This is a genomic window from Bradyrhizobium sp. JR4.3 (assembly GCF_040547695.1).
GTDB lineage: Bacteria > Pseudomonadota > Alphaproteobacteria > Rhizobiales > Xanthobacteraceae > Bradyrhizobium > Bradyrhizobium canariense.
Window position 1 is genome coordinate 198,971 of the sequence record NZ_JBEPQF010000010.1, and the last position, 15,519, is coordinate 214,489.

Below are 15,519 nucleotides of genomic sequence, written 5' to 3' on the forward strand. Positions count from 1 at the left end.
TGTCTCACGCTTTGGCAGCGCGGCCAAGCCGTGTTATTCCGTTGCCAAGCTGCCGCAAAGGGCGGCCCTCCGGGAAACGTCGCAAGGATCAGTTGTATGTCCGCCTCCACGTCACAGAATCAGCGCATCGCCGTCATCGGGCTCGGCTCGATGGGGTCTGGCATGGCGACCTCGCTGAAGCGCGCCGGTCATGTCGTCACCGGCTGCGACGTCTCGGCTGATGCGGTCGCGCGTTTCGTGACGGAGGGCGGCGCCGGCGCCAAGACGCCGGCTGAAGCTGCCAAGGGCGCCGACATCGTCGTCAGCGTCGTCGTCAATGCGGCGCAGACCGAGACGATCCTGTTCGGCAAGGATGGCGTCGCCGAAACCATGGCCAAGGACAGCGTCTTCCTGTCGTCGGCGACCATGGATCCCGACGTGGCGCGGCGTCTCGCCAAGCAGTTGGAGGCGACCGGCCGGCACTATCTGGATGCGCCGATCTCCGGCGGGGCGCAGCGCGCAGCGCAGGGCGAGCTGACAATTCTCGCTTCCGGCAGTCCGGCTGCGTTTGAGAAGGCGCGGCCCGCGCTCGATGCCATGGCCGCAAAGCTCTACGAGCTCGGCGATGCCGCAGGCCAGGGCGCCGCCTTCAAGATGATCAACCAGTTGCTCGCCGGCGTTCATATCGCCGCCGCCAGCGAGGCGATCGCGTTCGCGGCCAAGCAGGGTCTCGATATCCGCAAGGTCTATGAGGTGATCACGGCGTCCGCCGGAAACTCCTGGATGTTCGAGAACCGCATGCCGCACGTGCTCGACGGCGATTACACGCCGCGCAGTGCGGTCGAGATCTTCGTCAAGGACCTCGGCATTATCCAGGACATGGCGCGCAGTGCCAGATTCCCGGTCCCGGTCTCCGCCGCAGCGCTCCAGATGTTCTTGATGACATCAGCCGCCGGCATGGGCCGCGACGATGATGCGTCGGTAGCGCGGATGTATGCGCAGGTCACCGGCGTCAAGCTGCCCGGCGACAAATAGACAAGAGGATTCCCATGCCCCGTTTTGCCGCCAATCTCTCGATGATGTTCACCGAGGTGCCGTTCCTCGACCGCTTCGATGCCGCTGCGGCAGCCGGCTTCACCGCCGTCGAGTTTCTCTTTCCCTATGAGCATCCGGCCGAGGCGGTCGGCGAGCGGCTCAAGCGCAACGGCTTGACCCAGGCGCTGTTCAACCTGCCGCCGGGCGACTGGAATGCCGGCGAGAAGGGTTTTGCGGCACTTCCGTCGCGATTCCCCGAGCTCAAGGCGAGCCTGGAGACCGCGCTGCCCTACGCCAAGGCGACCGGCGTCAAGCGGCTGCATTTGATGGCGGGCATCGCCAACCGCGGCGAGCGCGTCGCGATCGAGGCGTTCTACAAATCGGTGACGTGGGCCGCCGAGTTCTTCGCGCCGCACGGCATCGACATCGTGCTCGAGCCGATCAATGCGCGCAACGTGCCCGGCTATTTCCTCAACGATTTCGGCTTCGCGCGCGACCTGATCCAGGAGCTGCGGCTTCCGAACCTGAAACTCCAGTTCGACATCTATCACTGCCAGATCATCCATGGCGACGTCACGATGCGGCTGCGCGAGATGATGCCGGTGATCGGCCACATTCAGATCGCCAGCATCCCCTCGCGCAACGAGCCTGACGGCGAGGAGCTGAACTATCCGTTCCTGTTCGACGAACTCGACCGGCTCGGCTATGCCGGCTTCCTCGGCTGCGAATATAATCCGCGCGGCAAGACCACCGACGGCCTTGCCTGGTTCAGGCCTTATGCGGGAGTGAAGCCGTGACACTTGCAGCGAAAATATCTCTTGGCTGCATTGCCGACGACTACACCGGCGCCTCCGACCTCGCCAACACGCTGACGCGCGCCGGCCTGCGCACGGTGCAGACCATCGGCGTGCCCGCGGACGATCTCGCGCTGCCCGAAGTCGACGCTGTCGTGGTGTCCTTGAAGAGCCGCTCGATCGAGGCCGGCCTTGCCGTGTCGCGCTCGCGCGCGGCTGACAAATGGCTGCGCGGCCGTGGCGCCGGCCACGTGCTGTTCAAGATCTGCTCGACCTTCGATTCCACTGATGCGGGCAATATCGGCCCCGTGATGGACGCGCTGCGCGCCGATTGCAGCGAGGCGACCGTGCTGGTGACGCCGGCCTTCCCGGAGACCGGCCGCACCGTCTACCAGGGCAATCTGTTTGTCGGCGCCGTGCCGTTGAACGAGAGCCCGCTGAAGGACCATCCGCTCAATCCGATGCACGATTCCAACCTGGTGCGCGTGCTGGCGCGCCAGAGCAAGACGCAAATCGGCCTCGTCGACCTCGCCACCGTCACGCGCGGCGCGGATGCGGTGCGGGCGCGGCTGGCCGAACTCGCGGGCAAGGGCATTGGCGCGGCGATCATCGACGCCGTGTTCGATCGCGACCTCGAAACCATTGGCCTCGTCGCTGCCCAGCATCGGCTGTCGGTCGGCGCCTCCGGCATGGGCCTTGGGCTGGCGCGGGCGCTGGTGTCGACAGGCAAGGTCACGTCGACAGCGGCGAGCAGCGAGGCGGGGGCGGCGGTCGGCGGATCGGCGGCGTGCCTTGCCGGAAGCTGCTCGCAGGCGACGCTTCAGCAGATTGCCAATGCCGAGCGTGTCATGCCGGTGCTGCATCTCGATCCGGGCCGTATTACTACGGGCGAGGACGAGGCGCAGCGCGCGCTGGCCTGGGCGAAACCGCGACTGGCCGACGGTCCGGTCCTGATCGCATCGAGCTCGACGCCGGATCAGGTCGCCGCGCTCCAGGCGCGCCATGGTCGCGACGCGGCCGGTCACGCCATCGAGCAGGCGATGGCCGATATCGCCGAGGGTCTGGTGCTGGGCGGGGTGAAGCGCCTGGTCGTCGCCGGCGGGGAGACATCCGGCGCCGTGGTCGACCGGTTGAAGATTCCCGGATTTCTCGTGGGAGTAGAGATCGCAGCCGGCGTCCCGGTGCTGCGTGCAGTCGGTGCTGAAAAAGGCGACATGTTGCTCGCCTTGAAGTCCGGAAATTTCGGCGGCGCGGAGTTTTTCTCCGACGCGCTTGGGCTCATGCGCTGAGCGCAGGGCATTCTTAGCTGCCTGTTCATTTGTTTCAGGCTCGGTACTCGTGCGGGGTCGTTATTAACATCTGCTCAGGTGCTCTGGTGTTTGATTTCGGTACTGCTCCTTTTGGTTGATTCGTAAAATTCCGGACGCGCCGCCGCGCCAGCACAAAGAGACCCGATTATGCTCGCCACCATTTCCATTCGCGCCAAGATCATCAGTGTCGTGGCGTTCCTGCTGGTCGCGATGGCCGGCATGGGTCTGCTCGCCGTCATGAAGATGCGGTCGATGAATGCCAATACCACCGAAATCACGACGAGCTGGATGCCCAGCGTGCGGGTGCTGGGCGAGCTCCGGGCCAGCGTGATCACCTATCGCAACGTCATTCGTCAGCACATGCTGTCCGAGACCCTCGAGGAGAAGCTCGCCAACGAGAAGACCGCCGATACCGTGATCGAGGCGCTCTCCAAGGCGCGCAAGGCCTACGAGCCGATGATCACCTCGCCCGAGGAGCGGAAGCTGTACGAGGACTGGGGTAAGCTCTGGGACGACTACAAGAAGGGCACCGAAGACGTCATGGCGCTCTCGCGCAAGGAGGCCGGCAAGGTTCCGCATGAGGCCCAGGAGCTCAACACCAAGACGGTCAACAAGATCGGTCTTGCGTCTGATGAGGTCCTGAGGAAGGACATCGAGCTGAACACCAAGGGTGGAGACCAGGCTGCTCAGGACGCTGCGGATAGCTACAATTATGCCTTCATGCTGGTCTCGATCATCCTCGGCGCGGCCGTCGTCGTCGGGATCGGCGTCGGCTTCTACCTGGTCCGGGACGTCTCCAGCGGCATCAACTCGATCATCGAGCCGATGCAGGCGCTGGGCAAGGGCGAGCTTTCCGCCGAGGTTCCGCATCGCGGTGAGAAGACCGAGATCGGCGCCATGGCCGACGTGCTCCAGATCTTCAAGGAAGCGCTGATCGCCAAGAAGGCCGCCGACGAAGCCGCCGCGGCCGATGCCGAAGCCAAGATCGAGCGCGGCCGCCGCGTCGACAACATCACCCGCGATTTCGAAACGATGATCGGCGAGATTGTCCAGACCGTGTCGTCGGCCTCGACCCAGTTGGAGGCCTCCGCCTCGACGCTGACCTCGACCGCCGACCGCTCCCAGCGGCTGGCGACCACGGTTGCCGGAGCGTCGGAGGAAGCCTCGACCAACGTGCAGTCGGTCGCCTCGGCGACCGAGGAGATGGCTTCATCGGTAAGCGAGATCAGCCGCCAGGTGCAGGAATCGGCGCGGATGGCGGGCGATGCCGTCGGCCAGGCGCGCTCCACCACCGAGCGCGTCAGCGAACTCTCGAAGGCGGCTTCGCGCATCGGCGACGTCGTTGAGCTCATCAACACCATCGCCGGCCAGACCAACCTGCTGGCGCTGAATGCGACCATCGAAGCCGCACGTGCCGGCGAAGCCGGCCGCGGCTTTGCGGTCGTGGCCTCCGAGGTGAAGGCGCTTGCCGAGCAAACCGCGAAGGCGACCGGTGAGATCGGCCAGCAGATCTCCGGCATCCAGGCGGCGACCAACGACTCGGTCGGCGCCATCAAGGAGATCTCGTCGACCATCGAGCGTCTGTCGGAGATCTCGTCAGCGATCGCGGCGGCAGTGGAAGAGCAGGGCGCGGCGACCCAGGAGATCGCCCGCAACGTCCAGCAGGCGGCGCAGGGCACCCAGCAGGTCTCGTCCAACATCACCGACGTGCAGCGCGGCGCAACCGAGACCGGCACGGCCTCCTCGCAGGTGCTGTCGGCGGCACAGATGCTGTCCAACGACTCCGGCCGGCTCAAGACCGAAGTCAGCAAGTTCCTGACCAACGTTCGCGCGGCGTAGCTACGTCCGCGCGGCGTAACGACGGACGCGCGAGGTGTAAACTCCCGCGTCAAAATCCATTGACGAACGAGCGGCGCCTCAAGCGCCGCTCTTTTTTTTCGAGCGCCGGTAGCCTGATGTCGGTAGCAGGTACCATCATGTGGGTTCCGCGGAAGTGGACGGGTTGCCTCCTTCATCGATAGTTAAATTCGGCTTACGAGAATGGTCACAAGGACCGCCGGTAGCAGCCCTGATTGGAATCGCCGCTCATTTCATCCAACTTTTGGGGCTCGCATGCGCAAGAACTTACCCGTCACCGATGTCGAATATTCCGTCAGCGATGAGACGCTGATCGTCTCCCGGACTGACCTCAAGGGCAAGCTCACCTACTTCAATGACGACTTCCTTGCTGCAGCCGGCTTCACGTCCGCGGAGCTGATGGGCCAGCCGCACAACATCGTCCGTCACCCCGACATGCCGCCGGAGGCATTCGACAATCTCTGGGACACGCTGAAGGCCGGCAAGCCGTGGCTCGGCGCGGTGAAGAACCGCCGCAAGAACGGCGATTTCTACTGGGTGCTGGCGACGGCATCGCCCATTCGCGAGAACGGCCAGGTCACGGGCTTTACGTCGATCCGCACCAGATTGCCGGCCGATCAGCGCAAGCTGGCCGAAGAGGTCTACGCTGCAATCCGCGAGAAGAAGCCGCATGGTTATCGCGTTGACGCCGGCATCATCCGCCGCCGCTCGCTGCTCGACCATTTTGCGATCTTCACCAGAACGCTGAAGGCGCGCCTGGTCACCACGATGGCGCTGCAGCTGCTGTTCGTGCTTGGGCTTGGCATCGGCGGCGCGCTCTCGACCGGCGGCACGACCAGCCTGAGCCTGGCGCTGCTGGCCGCCGCCGGCGCTGCCGTCCTCGGCTTCGCCGGCTTGACGACCATGCGCGCCGTCCAGGGGCCAATGCAGCAGCTCAACGACACCTTGGTCAACCTCGTCCAGGACAAGCTGGACAACCGCATCGTGATCCAGCGCGACGACGAGATTGGCGAGGCGCTGCGCAACCTCCAGACCGTGCAGACGATCATCCGCTTCAGCCGCGACGAGGTGCAGGCGGTGCAGCGCCGTGCCGAGGGACAGCGCAAGGCCGACATGACAAAGCTTGCCGACGGCTTCGAGGCCGCGGTCGGCGAAATCGTCGAGACCGTGTCCTCGGCGGCGACCGAACTCGAGGCGTCGGCCTCGACGCTGACCTCGACCGCCGGTCGGGCGCAGGAATTGGCGACGGTGGTCGCGTCCGCCTCGGAAGAAGCCTCCACCAACGTCCATTCAGTGGCGTCGGCCGCCGAAGAGATGTCCTCCTCGGTGCGTGAGATCAGCCGGCAGGTGCAGGAATCCGCCCGGATCGCCGGGGAGGCCGTCAGCCAGGCGCAATCCACCACCGAACGGGTCAGCGAATTGTCGCGGGCGGCGTCCCGGATCGGCGACGTCGTCGAGCTCATCAACGCCATTGCAGGTCAGACAAATCTGCTGGCGCTGAATGCGACGATCGAGGCGGCTCGTGCCGGCGAAGCCGGCCGCGGCTTTGCGGTCGTTGCCTCGGAGGTGAAGGCGCTCGCCGAGCAGACGGCCAAGGCCACCGGCGAAATCGGCCAGCAGATCGGCGGCATCCAGACGGCCACGCAGGAATCGGTAGGTGCCATCGGCGAGATCAGCGGCACGATCGCCCGCCTGTCGGAAATCTCCTCGGCGATTGCGGCGGCGGTGGAGCAGCAGGGTGCGGCGACCCAGGAGATCGCTCGCAACGTGCAGCAGGCGGCCCAAGGCACCCAGCAGGTGTCGTCCAATGTCGGCGAGGTCCAGCACGGTGCTTCCGAAACCGGCTCGGCGTCCTCGCAAGTGTTGTCGGCCGCCCAGATGCTGTCGCGCGACTCGAGCCGCCTCAAGCTCGAAGTCGGCAAGTTCCTGGACTCGGTCCGCGCCGCATGAGGCGGCCGCATGGCCGCAGTGCGTGTTCCGCAGTGCGGTAGCACGGAAGTGAATGCAGGAAGCCGCCGGAGATTGGTGTTTCCGGCGGTGCTCGGGTAAAGGGAGGAAGGGATCCCCGTGGGGGCGGATTCCGTATCCTCGCTTGACCTGGAATTTCCCGGCGAATGATTGCTCTGGTCCGTATTGCCCTGAGCCGGCCCTACACGTTTGTCGTGCTCGCGCTCCTGCTCCTGATCATCGGACCGCTGGCGGCGCTGCGGACGCCGACCGACATCTTCCCGGACATCCGCATTCCCGTGATCGGCGTGGTCTGGCAGTACACCGGCCTGCCGCCCGACCAGATGTCGGGCCGCATCACCACGCCGTTTCAGCGCGCGCTGACCACGACGGTCAACGACATCGAGCACATCACCGCCAATTCCTATAACGGCTTTGGCATCATCAAGATCTTCTTCCAGCCGAACGTCGACATCCGCACCGCCAATGCGCAGGTCACCGCGATCTCGCAGACGCTGATCAAGCAGATGCCGCCGGGCGCGACGCCGCCTCTGATCCTGAATTACTCCGCCTCCACCGTGCCGATCGTCCAGGTGGCGCTATCGGGTGACGGGCTGACCGAGCAGAACCTCGCCGATATCGGCATCAACCAGCTCCGCACGCCGCTGGTCACCGTGCCGGGTGCTGCGATCCCGTATCCCTTCGGCGGCAAGCAGCGCCAGATCCAGATCGACCTCGACCCCACCGCGCTCCAGGCCCGCGGCCTGTCCGGCCAGGACGTCGCCAATGCGCTGGCTGCGCAGAACCTGATCACGCCTGTCGGCACCCAGAAGATCGGCACCTTCGAGTACAACATCCAGCTCAACAATTCGCCGCTGAAGATCGACGAGCTCGGCAATCTGCCGATCAAGACCGTCAATGGCGCGATGGTCTATGTGCGCGACGTCGCGACTGTGCGGGACGGCAATCCGCCGCAGACCAACATCGTCCATGTCGACGGCAACCGCTCGGTGCTGATGATGGTGCTGAAGGCGGGCGCGACCTCGACGCTCGACATCATCGCCGGCATCAAGCAGAAGGTGATCGACGTCAAGGACCAGCTGCCGGACGCGCTCAAGATCGGCTTCATCGGCGATCAGTCGGTATTCGTCCGCGGCGCCATCGAAGGCGTCGCGTTTGAAGGCGTGATCGCGGCGCTGCTCACCAGCGTCATGATCCTGCTGTTCCTCGGCAGCTGGCGCTCGACCGTCATCATCGCGGTCTCGATCCCGCTCTCCGTGCTCGGCGCCATCATCATGCTGTCGGCGATCGGCGAGACGCTGAACATCATGACGCTCGGCGGCCTGGCGCTCGCGGTCGGCATTCTCGTCGACGATGCCACCGTCACGATCGAGAACATCAACTACCATCTGGAGCAGGGCAAGCCGGTCGAGCAGTCGATCCTCGATGGCGCCAACCAGATCGTGACGCCGGCCTTCGTCTCGCTGCTCTGCATCTGCATCGTGTTCGTGCCGATGTTCTTCCTCACCGGCGTGGCGCGCTTCCTGTTCGTGCCGATGGCGGAAGCGGTGATGTTCGCGATGATCTGGTCATTCCTGCTGTCGCGTACCTTGGTGCCGACCATGGCCAACTATCTGTTGCAGGCACATGTCCATCACGAGGACGGCCCGCCGAAGTCGCGCAATCCCCTGGTCTGGTTCCAGCGCGGCTTCGAGGCTCGCTTCGAGCGCATTCGCGGCGGCTACCATAATTTCCTCGGGCTCGCGCTGGCGCACCGTCCGGTGTTCGTGATCGGCTTCCTTTGCGTGGTCGCCGCCTCCTTCGCGCTGGTGCCCTTCCTCGGGCGCAACTTCTTCCCCGCGGTCGATGCCGGCAACATCCTGATGCACGTCCGCACCCAGGTCGGCACCCGCGTGGAGGAGACCGCGAACCAGCTCGCCGACGTGCAGAAGGCGATCCGCAAGCTGATCCCGGGCGAGATCGAAACGCTGACCGACAACATCGGCATGCCGATCTCCGGCATCAACATGACCTACAACAACACCGGCGTGATCGGCCCGCAGGATGGCGACATCCAGATCAAGCTGAAGGAAGGCCACAAGCCGACCGAGGAGCATGTGCGCGTGCTGCGTGAGCAACTGCCGCGGCTGTTCCCCGGCGTCAGCTTCGCCTTCCTGCCGGCCGACATCGTCAGCCAGATCCTGAACTTCGGCGCGCCGGCGCCGATCGACCTGCAGATCCGCGGCGCCAATCTCAGCGCCAACTTCGCGTATGCCAACAATCTGCTGGCCAAGGTCCGCAGGATTCCCGGCGTCGCGGATGCGCGCATCCAGCAATCGCCGAACAATCCGACCTTCAACATCGACGTCGACCGCACCCGCGCGCAATATGTCGGCCTGACCGAGCGCGACGTCACCAACAGTCTCGTGGTCAACCTTGCCGGCTCCTCGCAGGTAGCGCCGACCTACTACCTCAATCCTGATAACGGCGTGTCCTATTCGATCGTGATGCAGACGCCGCAATACCAGATGGATTCGCTCAGCGCGCTGCAGACGCTGCCGATCACGGCCGCCGGAAATTCGCAGTCGCCGATCCTCGGCGGCATCGCCGACATCAAGCGCTCGACCTCGAGCGCGGTGGTCTCGCAATACGACATCCAGTCGATGGTGCAGATCTTCGCCACCACCTCGGGCCGCGATCTCGGTGCGGTCGCGACCGACATCCGCCAGGTGATCGCCGACACCGCCAGGGAGGTGCCGAAAGGCTCTTCGGTGGTGCTGCTCGGCCAGGTGCAGACCATGAACAGCGCCTTCACCGGCTTGTTGTTCGGCCTGCTCGGCGCGGTCGTCCTGATCTATTTCCTGATCGTCGTGAACTTCCAGTCCTGGTCCGATCCGTTCGTGATCATCACGGCGCTGCCCGCCGCACTCGCCGGCATCGTCTGGATGCTGTTCGCCACTGAGACGACGCTGTCGGTGCCGGCGCTGACCGGCGCCATCATGTGCATGGGCGTTGCCACCGCCAACAGCGTGCTCGTAATCTCGTTCGCGCGCGAGCGCTACGAAGAGCTCGGCGATCCCATCGCCGCGGCGCTGGAAGCCGGCTTTGTCCGGTTCCGCCCGGTGCTGATGACCGCGCTCGCCATGATCATCGGCATGGCGCCCATGGCCCTGGGGCTCGGCGAGGGTGGCGAGCAGAATGCGCCGCTCGGCCGCGCCGTGATCGGCGGCCTGATCTTTGCAACCTTCGCCACGCTGATGTTCGTTCCCGTGGTGTTCAGTATGGTACACAAGAAGCAAGGCGGCAAAGCCGCCGCCCCTTTGGAGACTCCGCATGTCGCCCACTGAATCCCGCTCCCCGGTGTCGCACCGGAAACTGGGCATTTTCGGCGTGGTGGCGCTGATCGCGGCGGGCCTGGTCGTGGGCACCGGCATCCGCGCGCGCGAGGAGCAGGGCTCCAAACTGAAGGCATGGACCGATGATCAGGCTGTTCCGAGCGTCGCGGTGACGCTGCCTAATGCCAAGGCTCTCAATACGACCATCGACTTGCCGGGCCGTCTCGAAGCCTATTATCGCGCGCCGATCTTTGCCCGCGTTCCCGGCTATCTCAAGAGCTGGAGCGCCGACATCGGTGCGCGGGTGAAGGCCGGTCAGGTGATCGCCGAGATCGAGGCGCCCGACCTCGACCAGCAACTGCTTCAGGCCCGCGCCGACCTCGCCAGCCAGCAGTCCAGTGCCAGGCTGTCGGAAGCCACCCTCAACCGCCGCAAGACGCTGGTCGCCTCCAACTTCGTCTCCGCGCAGGAGATCGACGAGCGTACCGCCGATCTCGCCAACAAGAACGCGGCGGTTCGCTCGGGCCAGGCGAATGTCGAGCGCCTCGAAGCGCTGGCCGGTTACAAGAAGATCACCGCTCCGTTTGACGGTGTGGTCACGGCGCGCGACACCGACGTCGGTGCGCTGATCAATTCGGGCGGCGGCTCGGGCCCGGCGATGTTCGTGGTCTCCGACATCACCAAGCTGCGCGTCTACATCAACGTGCCCCAGAACTACGTGCCCGCGATCAAGATCGGCGCCAAGGCCGCCATTGTGCTGCCGGAGTATCCGAACCGGACCTTCCAGGCGACGGTGGAAGCCTCCTCGCAGGCGGTTGACGTCGCCTCCGGCACGACGCGCATGCAACTTGGTCTCGACAATTCCTCGGGCGAGCTGATGCCGGGCGGCTACGCCAGCGTGAAGCTCAACCTGCAGCGCGACTCCGCGCCGCTCAGCATTCCCGCCAGTGCGCTGATCTTCAACGGCAGCGGCCTGCGCGTCGCAACCGTCGGTCCGGACGACAAGGTCCTGTTCAAGGCCGTGACCATCGCCCGCGACCTCGGCCGCGAGATCGAGCTCGCCTCGGGAATTGCAGCGGACGACCGCGTCATCACGGCACCACCGGACGGCCTTTCCGACGGCGATCAGGTCCGCGTGACCGGCACTGGTGCCAAGGGCAAGCCGGCGACGGCGTCGGAGACGCAGGCGCCGAAGGGGTAGGGTGAGTTTGTAGGGTGGGTTAGCCGAAGGCGTAACTCACCACTGTTCGTCTCCGCGCAAGCAAAAGAGGTGGGTTACGCCTTCGGCTAACCCACCCTACGAGACTACGCCACGCGCCACTCCGGAACGCCATCCGCGGCCATCGTGATCTCGCCAAGCGAACCCACCGGCGTGCGGTCCATGTTCAGCACTTGCGCCAACGTCGCCGTGTCGCCCGCGGGAATCCGCGCCAGCGTGCGCCTGTCGTCTTCCGTCCGCAGCATCACCACGCCATGCTCGACATCGCCACTGCGGCCATAGAGCACCGTAAAGCTCTCGACCTTGCCCATGCCGCTCGGCTCCGTCACGAACTCCGGCACCGCGCGCTTGTTGCGGTCCGCCGCCGCCTGCACGCTCGTCTCCTGTGCCAATGCTTCACGCGGCGGCGCCTTCGACACCACCAGCGCATGATGCTTGGTGACGAAGCCGCCCTGGCCGTAGAGCAGGCCGAGCTTGGCGCCGTCGCGCAGGCGCCGCACCATCGCGCAGGCCGCATGGGTCATGTAGGTGTTGAGCGGCGCCCCGAAGAAGGTGAGGCCGCCTGTTACGGTCGGCTGCACGTCCGCACCCAGGCCCAGCGTCCGCCGCGCCATTTTGGGCACGCACGGGAAGCAGCTATAGAGCTCGATCGCGTCGAAATTCTTGCCGTCGCCGTCGGCGAGATCCATCACGGCCTTCAAAACGGCGTTCTGCGAATGGCTCTCGTAAAACTGGTCGCGCAAAAGATAGTCGCGCGGTTCCTCGGCCGAGGCGCCGCCGAGCGGGTAGACGAGCTTGTCCTCGGCGATGCCTGCCGCACGCGCCCTGGCGAGGCTGGTGAGCAGCAGCGCGCCGCCCATGTTGACGCTAGGGTTGGCAACCATGAGCTTGTTGTAGGGCCAGGCGATCAGGCGGTTGTCCGCGGTCGGCGTCGTGATTTCGTCGGGCGCATAGCGCCGCTTCAGCCAGGCATTTGGATTTTGCGCGGCGGCTTCTGAATAGCGCGACCACAGCACGCCTGACTCCGCCATCGCTTCGCGCGGCGTCTGGTCCCAATACGCCGAGGAGGCGGCCTCGTAGAATGGATACACCGTGACGGGCCGGAACACCCCGAGCTTCTGCGCCAGCGGCTTCTGATACGCTGCGCCGCGTTTCGGCTCCTCGACGTCATGGGCGAACGGCGTCCATGGCAGCTTCGCGCCGGCGCGCTCCGCCTTGGTCGCCGTCGACTGTGCCTCCGCGCCGCAGACAGCGGCAACACTGCATTCACCGCGCGCAATGCGCTTTGCTGCCTCGTGGATATAGCGGATCGGGCTCTCGCCGCCGACGGGGCCGTAATAGCAATGCGCGGGCGAGATGCCGAGTCGTTGCGCCAGCAACTGCTCCGGATCGCGATAGCGCCAGCTCAGGAAGTTGACGACGTCGAGCGATTGCACCTCCCCGAGCAGCTTTGCGCCGGCGTCTGCTTCCGCGCGCAGCAAGGCCTGTTCGAGCAGGTCCAGCGGCTCGAGGCCCTCGGTGATCTCCTTGGGGCGGTCGACGATCTCGCCGATGCCGACGATGACGGGGATGCGGTCTTCGGGGGTATTCTTCTGGTCTGTCATGCTTCAATTCACGATGTCAGTTGTTTCGTCATTGCGAGCGTAGCGAAGCAATCCAGGATCTTTCCGCGGTGATAGTCTGGATTGCTTCGCTGCGCTCGCAATGACGGTGTGTGGCAATCACTCCGCGACCAGCGCATTCATGTGCTCGACGGCTTCGGCGAACTCTTCCTTGAACTCCTGCACCACCGCGCCGGCCGACTTTACGCTGTCGATCAGCCCGACGCCCTGGCCGACGAAGTAACTCACGAGATCGCGCGCCTTCGCGTTGCCGCTCGCAGCTGCACGATCGATCGAGTGGAAGGCGTCGCGGCTGATGACACTCTGCAGCGGCATCGGCAATGCGCCGGGGCTCTCGGGTGCGCGGTCCCAGGCGTCGGTCCAGACCGAGCGAAGCTGCCGTGCCGGTTTCCCGGTGCGGCCCTTCGAGCGGATCGCATCGCGCGACGATGCCGCGATCATCTTCTCGCGAAAGATCTCCGTGGTCTCGGACTCGACGGTGGCAAGCCACACCGAGCCGGTCCAGGCACCTGCGGCACCCATCGCCATGCAGGCTGCCATCTGCCGTCCCGTCATGATGCCGCCGGCCGCCAGCACCGGCACGTCGCGGATCTTCTTGATCGCCTTGATCACCTCGGGCACCAGCACCATGGTCGAGACCTCGCCGCAATGGCCGCCGGCCTCGGTGCCCTGGACCACGAGGATATCGACGCCGGCCGCGACCTGGCGCAGCGCGTGCTCCTTGGCCCCGACCAGCGCCGCGACCGGCACGCCGTGCTTCCTGCCCATCTCGATCATGGCCTTCGGCGGCACGCCCAAGGCATTGGCGATCAGGCGGATCGGGTGGTTGAACGAGACCTCCAGCAGCTCCAACGCGGTCCTGCCATCGAACGGCTGCGGCTGGTTGTCAGCGACCTCGGTGGTCGTGAGTTCGATATCGTATTTCTTCAGGAGATCGCGCGTGTAGTCGCGGTGCTCCTGAGGCACGCGCGCTTCAAGGCTCTTCCAGGTGACGTCCTTTTCGCCCGCCGTCGAGATGTTTTCGGGGATCAGCACGTCGACGCCGTAGGGCTTGCCGTCGACGTGATCGTCGATCCATTTGAGCTCGCGCTCCAGCGTATCCGGCGTGTGCACGGTGGCACCTAACACGCCAAAGCCTCCGGCCCGGCTGACGGCGGCGACGACATCGCGGCAATGGCTGAAGGCGAGCAGCGGGAAATCGATGCCCAGCATGTCGCAGATCGGCGATTTCATCGTTCTCTCCCGGCGGCCTCGCGTTGCTGTCGTTGCAATCTTGAGCGAAGGCTCATCGACGCTAGACCATCGTCTTGCGCTATGCCAATCCGGATTTGGCGGCGCATCTTGCGTGCACACGCCGTGCTGCGCGAAGCCGTACGCCTGGCTCGACGGATGCGGCCTCTGGTGCTGGCCGTCCTCGGCAACGTCGGATGCATGACGCGGCCTCGAGGCCCGCGCCGGACGCAGGGCCGGCGGGGCTTGCCATCGGCCGTCCGTGGGCTAATTAATGCAGGCGCATCTTTTTCGCCGGAGCCCGCCCATGACCGACACCCCCGCCTACGTGCCGCCGAAAGTCTGGACCTGGAACAAGGAGAATGGCGGGCAGTTCGCCAGCATCAACCGTCCCATTGCCGGTCCCACCCACGATCAGGAGCTGCCGGTCGGCAAGCATCCCTTCCAGCTCTATTCGCTGGCGACGCCGAACGGCGTCAAGGTCACCGTGATGCTGGAGGAGCTTCTGGCGCTCGGCCACAAGGGCGCGGAATACGACGCCTGGCTGATCAAGATCGGCAACGGCGACCAGTTCGGCAGCGGCTTTGTCGACATCAATCCGAATTCCAAGATCCCGGCGCTGATGGACCGCTCCGGCCCGGAGCCGATCCGGGTGTTCGAGTCCGGCTCGATCCTCTTCTACCTCGCCGAAAAGTTCGGCGCCTTCCTGCCGAAGGACATCAAGAGCCGCACTGAAGCGATGTCGTGGCTGTTCTGGCAGATGGGCAGCGCGCCCTATCTCGGCGGTGGCTTCGGCCACTTCTACGCCTACGCGCCGACCAAGATCGAATACGCCATCGACCGTTTCGCGATGGAGACCAAGCGCCAGCTCGACGTGCTCGACCGCCGGCTCGCCGACAACGAATATCTCGCCGGCAGCGACTACAGCATTGCCGACATGGCGGTGTGGCCCTGGTACGGCGCGCTCGCCAAGGGGCTGGTCTATGGCGCGGGCGAATTCCTCTCCGTGCAGGACTACAAGCACGTGCAGCGCTGGACCGACCAGATCGCCAAGCGTCCGGCCGTCAAGCGCGGCCGCATGGTCAACCGTGTCTCCGGCGATCCCGCCAGCCAGCTCCACGAGCGTCACGACGCCAGCGACTTCGAGACCAGGACGCAGGACAAGGTCGGCGAGGTGGCCGCGTCGTAGGC

10 protein-coding genes are annotated in these 15,519 nt (G+C 65.3%); 8 read left to right on the top strand and 2 right to left on the bottom strand.

All coding sequences use genetic code 11. The annotated features are described in order from the left end of the window. The first annotated feature begins 96 nt into the window (after positions 1 to 96). From ltnD to ABIB91_RS18590, 7 genes are all read left to right on the top strand, one after another. A complete protein-coding gene (gene ltnD / locus ABIB91_RS18560; RefSeq protein WP_354162905.1) occupies positions 97 to 1,014 on the top strand; it encodes an L-threonate dehydrogenase in 918 nt (305 codons plus the stop codon). Positions 1,015 to 1,028: 14 nt separating this feature from the next. Beyond that, positions 1,029 to 1,811, top strand: coding sequence for a 2-oxo-tetronate isomerase (gene otnI, locus ABIB91_RS18565; RefSeq protein ID WP_354162902.1), 783 nt, complete (start codon positions 1,029 to 1,031; stop codon positions 1,809 to 1,811). Then, complete coding sequence (gene otnK, locus ABIB91_RS18570; protein ID WP_354162899.1) at positions 1,808 to 3,097, top strand: 3-oxo-tetronate kinase; 1,290 nt, start codon at positions 1,808 to 1,810, stop codon at positions 3,095 to 3,097. Before otnI ends, otnK begins: the two co-directional genes overlap by 4 nt. A 168-nt stretch (positions 3,098 to 3,265) precedes the next feature. Further along, on the top strand, positions 3,266 to 4,957 hold the full coding sequence (locus tag ABIB91_RS18575) for a methyl-accepting chemotaxis protein (RefSeq protein ID WP_354162896.1): 1,692 nt from the start codon (positions 3,266 to 3,268) through the stop codon (positions 4,955 to 4,957). Positions 4,958 to 5,230: 273 nt separating this feature from the next. After that, entirely contained in the window at positions 5,231 to 6,925 is a 1,695-nt protein-coding gene (locus ABIB91_RS18580; protein WP_354162893.1) for a methyl-accepting chemotaxis protein, read from the top strand. Between the two features lie 164 nt (positions 6,926 to 7,089). Continuing rightward, complete coding sequence (locus ABIB91_RS18585; protein ID WP_007593719.1) at positions 7,090 to 10,269, top strand: efflux RND transporter permease subunit; 3,180 nt, start codon at positions 7,090 to 7,092, stop codon at positions 10,267 to 10,269. Beyond that, positions 10,256 to 11,458 (top strand): efflux RND transporter periplasmic adaptor subunit, encoded by a 1,203-nt coding sequence (locus ABIB91_RS18590; protein ID WP_354162888.1) that lies wholly within the window; start codon positions 10,256 to 10,258, stop codon positions 11,456 to 11,458. The genes ABIB91_RS18585 and ABIB91_RS18590 overlap by 14 nt, the downstream gene beginning before the upstream one ends. 104 nt (positions 11,459 to 11,562) lie before the next feature. On the opposite strand, the gene ABIB91_RS18595 is transcribed toward ABIB91_RS18590, so the two are convergent. Both ABIB91_RS18595 and ABIB91_RS18600 read right to left on the bottom strand, forming a co-directional pair. Next, a complete protein-coding gene (locus tag ABIB91_RS18595) occupies positions 11,563 to 13,080 on the bottom strand; it encodes an acetyl-CoA acetyltransferase (RefSeq protein ID WP_354162885.1) in 1,518 nt (505 codons plus the stop codon). Between the two features lie 117 nt (positions 13,081 to 13,197). Beyond that, positions 13,198 to 14,331, bottom strand: a complete 1,134-nt coding sequence (locus tag ABIB91_RS18600) for a nitronate monooxygenase (protein WP_354162882.1) — start codon at positions 14,329 to 14,331, stop codon at positions 13,198 to 13,200. 304 nt (positions 14,332 to 14,635) lie between these two features. On the opposite strand from ABIB91_RS18600, the gene yghU reads away from it, so the two are divergent. Next, on the top strand, positions 14,636 to 15,517 hold the full coding sequence (yghU, locus tag ABIB91_RS18605) for a glutathione-dependent disulfide-bond oxidoreductase (protein WP_354162879.1): 882 nt from the start codon (positions 14,636 to 14,638) through the stop codon (positions 15,515 to 15,517). Positions 15,518 to 15,519: the final 2 nt, after the last annotated feature.

Bases quoted from the DNA above. Each gene is read 5' to 3' on its own strand.
- yghU (WP_354162879.1), top strand. From the start codon at position 14,636: ATGACCGACACCCCCGCCTACGTGCCGCCGAAAGTCTGGACCTGGAAC.
- ltnD (WP_354162905.1), top strand. From the start codon at position 97: ATGTCCGCCTCCACGTCACAGAATCAGCGCATCGCCGTCATCGGGCTC.
- otnI (WP_354162902.1), top strand. From the start codon at position 1,029: ATGCCCCGTTTTGCCGCCAATCTCTCGATGATGTTCACCGAGGTGCCG.
- ABIB91_RS18600 (WP_354162882.1), bottom strand. From the start codon at position 14,331: ATGAAATCGCCGATCTGCGACATGCTGGGCATCGATTTCCCGCTGCTC.
- ABIB91_RS18585 (WP_007593719.1), top strand. From the start codon at position 7,090: ATGATTGCTCTGGTCCGTATTGCCCTGAGCCGGCCCTACACGTTTGTC.
- ABIB91_RS18595 (WP_354162885.1), bottom strand. From the start codon at position 13,080: ATGACAGACCAGAAGAATACCCCCGAAGACCGCATCCCCGTCATCGTC.
- ABIB91_RS18575 (WP_354162896.1), top strand. From the start codon at position 3,266: ATGCTCGCCACCATTTCCATTCGCGCCAAGATCATCAGTGTCGTGGCG.
- ABIB91_RS18580 (WP_354162893.1), top strand. From the start codon at position 5,231: ATGCGCAAGAACTTACCCGTCACCGATGTCGAATATTCCGTCAGCGAT.
- ABIB91_RS18590 (WP_354162888.1), top strand. From the start codon at position 10,256: ATGTCGCCCACTGAATCCCGCTCCCCGGTGTCGCACCGGAAACTGGGC.